The following is a 3,324-nucleotide window of genomic DNA, read 5'->3' on the forward strand; positions in this document are numbered from 1 at the left end:
GGTCATGTCGAGTTGAGTTCAAGAAAAAGAGTCCCATCGCACGTCGACCCGACAATCCTGCCAGCCGAAGCCGAGCTTGGGGGGCGAACTCGTATAACGGGGGTCAGCGACAACCCGTACGCTCGGTTCATGGGCAGTGAAACTGCGCGGCCGGAGCAGCACCCCCGTGAGCGCAAGACACACTCACATGATCTGATTAGGCCCTTCGAAAAAGCGAAGAACTATCGGCTTTCAGCCTGGCGTGTCCGTTTGGGATTCATGTGGTTTGGCCGAGAGTATGACTCAAGTTTTGGCCCCGTTGAGGCCGATCCTGTTCCTATGCACCCAAACGCGCCAACCCCCCAAAGCGGGCCAGAGACCGGGTCGCCCCTTCCGGAGTCGTGGAAGAACACCCATCCACCGGTCGCCCGGCCGGACCAGACGTTTCAGGTCCGGGCGAACCCGCCCCGGTCTCAACGTCTGACCGAATTGAGAACTCTGATTCGGGAAGGCTGCTATTGGGTGCCAGTCGAACATGTCGCCGAGCGTATTGTGGGCGGTCATAATCGGGGTGACCAGCGCCAGCCCACCCGGGCGTTCGGCTCGTGATTCGGGCCAGGGATCGCGGCTTGTGGAGCGGTGGTCGCCTATGCCAGAAGAAGCCGCGTTTCGGAAGTTGCTGTGGCTGTTTCCCGATATTGCTGACCACCTCACGCTCGAAGCAGCCGAGGACCTGTACGGGCCAGGTATCACTTTCCAAATCAGCTTCGTGACGATGTCCACGAACACGGGGACATACATCGACGTCCCATTCCGCCGCTACGCGGACGGGCGGGATCTTGCCGGCCTGGCATTGGATCGAGCCGGTGCTCGGCCACCCGTCGTATTCGATCACGTCGGAACAACAGCCATCGACCTGACCCGCCGGGACGGGCACTACGACCGAAGGATCGCCGTCAGGTGGCTTTGGGGAGGGTGAGTTCGAAGGTGGGTTGGCCAATTTGGTGCTGGTAGGTGAGGTTTCCGTCCATGAGGTGGGCGAGTTGGCGGGAGATGGTGAGGCCGAGGCCCATCGAGGCGGTCAATCCGGGTGTGTGGTGGGCCCGCTGGTAGGCCTCGAAGATGCGTTCTTGTTGGCCGGGGGGTATGCCGGGCCCATTATCGGTGACCGCTATTCGGGTGGTGGTCTGGTCGCCGGTCACGTTGATCTCAATGGTATCTCCCCCATATTTGAGGGCGTTGGAGATCAGGTTGCGGATGATCTGGCGGACCCGAGCCGGGTCGGCTATCGCCCGGATCCCAGTCCCGATGAGTTCGATACGCCCGGTTTGTTGTTGGTGCAAGGTCTCCAAGACTTGTGCGGCTTGGGCCCGCAAGTCGACCGGGACATGAACGACGGTAAGGGTCCCAGCTTCGGCTTTGGCGGCGGTCAGGAGGTCTTCGACGATGTTGGTCAGGTCGGCGCCTTCATCGGCGATCGTCCGGATCATCTCGGCCCGCTCCTCACCAGACAGCCCGGAATGCGCGTCCTGGAGGACCAGGGCGAAGCCGACCACTGCGGTGAGGGGGGTGCGTAGTTCATGAGAGATCGAAGCGATCAACTGGTCTTTGGAACGCAGCGACGCTTCGAGCACCTCCCTTGCCTGTTCTCGTTCGGTGAAGTCACGAACGATCACCATCGTTTCGTCTGATCCGTGGATTGGGACGAGACGAGCTTCACGATGGCGGAGTTGACCGCCGATCTCGAACTGGTAGTTCCAAATCTGGGTTTGGCCTGATTGGCGGGCTTGGGCACTGGCCGCTGCTAGTTCGGCGGCCAGTTCAGGCGGTAATACATCTTTGATGTGTTTGCCAACGCGGTCCTCCGTCGGGGCAAAGAACCCGGACTGGTCGGGAACCCGGTATTCGAGGAAGGTGCCTTCCGGGCTGAGACGGAAGACCAGATCGGGGAGGGCTTCGAGCCTGGCTCGGTTACGAGCTTCGCTGACCCGCAAGGCCTCCTCGGCCAGCCGTTTTTGGATGGTGGAACCAAGTTGGGCTGCCACCGTTGAGATGGTATCGACCAGTTGCGAGCCGTCTGGCGGGGGTGCTTCGAGTAAGAATGTCAGTACCGCGGCGACGTCACCACCGGCGAGGGCCGGCACCGCCACCGCCGCTCGTATCCCGCGCCGGGCGTCCAGTTCGGGGCGTTTCCACTCTGGGTCGTCGGCGATGTTTGGGACCACCTCGGACTGCCCAGAGTTCCATACTCGGCCGGGCAGGCTGTGCCCCGGCTCAAAGGAAATCGACTCGCCAGCCGCTCCAAACGCCTGCAGGCCCGCTGATCGGGTGTAGAACGCGGGACTGGCCTCCAGTCGGGAGCCATCCGCACTCGGTATCCAGGCTTCCCCCACCATCCAGCCGGTGTATTCACACACTCTGCGCAGGACCTCTGTGAGGGCGGTGTCGGCATTTGGGCTTGAACCGATCGCCGCGAAGCATTCTTTGACCAATTCACGCTGCCCGGCGGTCCTTTGCCGCTCGGTTATGTCGCGCACCACCGCGGTGAATTCCAGGCTTCCATCGACGGGTCGTTTGGAGATGGTGATCTCAATGGGGAACTCCTCCCCACTGCGGCGGAGACCCACCAGCACCCGGTCGGCGCTCGTCTCGAACCGCCGCGAGACGCGGCCCTGGGCGAAACCCTCCACATGGTGGGGGTGAATGTCTCGGAACCGTTCCGGCAGCAGCATCACCAGCGGCTCACCGATGACGTCCTCAGCCCGATACCCGAATACCGATTCGGCCTGCCTGTTGAACAATACGATCCGGTTGTCGCCGTCGATCCCGATGATGGCGTCGGCAGCAGTCTCGAACAGTTCCCGATAGCGCCGTTCGCTGCCGCGGATCCTCTTAGAGATTTGGTCATAGGCAGTAGCAATACCGATGAAGGAAGCACCCGCCACCATCAACGCCAGCAGCAGTTCGGTCGATGCCTCGTCCTGGTGGTCGACCACCAGAGAACCCATGATTACCACCCCCAAGTACACCACGTAGTAGGACGCAGCGCGACGGTCCAACAGCACTATCACCAGCCCGCCCAGTCCGGCCAACCCGACCAACAGTGCCAAGGCAATCAGGTGATCGATGAATGGGACCGAGCCTCCTATCATTGCAGCAGTCAGCACCCAAACGATTAAGGGTCGGGGTCGTTTTCGCCATAATTGCCAGCCCGCCACCCCACCTACTACCAAGGGACCGGCTGCCAACCAACTCGGAGTGGTGCCGCCTAGAACGAGAGGCGCGACACCAAGTGCCAATTCCGCCACTACAGAGAGCCCCAGACCCAGGCGAACAAGAACCAAA

The 3,324-nt window shown here is 61.6% G+C and carries 2 protein-coding genes; one reads left to right on the forward strand and one right to left on the reverse strand.

Annotated features, from left to right (window positions below):
- Positions 1–628 precede the first annotated feature (628 nt).
- The gene (locus tag JJE47_13600) at positions 629–958 is read left to right on the forward strand and encodes a hypothetical protein (GenBank protein MBK5268458.1); all 330 of its coding nucleotides are present in this window, start codon (positions 629–631) and stop codon (positions 956–958) included.
- Here JJE47_13600 and JJE47_13605 read toward each other — a convergent pair.
- Positions 936–3,131, reverse strand: coding sequence for a PAS domain S-box protein (locus JJE47_13605; protein ID MBK5268459.1), 2,196 nt, complete (start codon positions 3,129–3,131; stop codon positions 936–938). The genes JJE47_13600 and JJE47_13605 overlap by 23 nt on opposite strands.
- Positions 3,132–3,324 lie beyond the last annotated feature (193 nt).

It is taken from the genome of Acidimicrobiia bacterium, assembly GCA_016650365.1.
Taxonomy (GTDB): Bacteria; Actinomycetota; Acidimicrobiia; order Spongiisociales; family JAENVV01; genus JAENVV01.

Bases quoted from the DNA above. Each gene is read 5' to 3' on its own strand.
- JJE47_13600 (MBK5268458.1), top strand. From the start codon at position 629: ATGCCAGAAGAAGCCGCGTTTCGGAAGTTGCTGTGGCTGTTTCCCGAT.
- JJE47_13605 (MBK5268459.1), bottom strand. From the start codon at position 3,131: ATGATAGGAGGCTCGGTCCCATTCATCGATCACCTGATTGCCTTGGCA.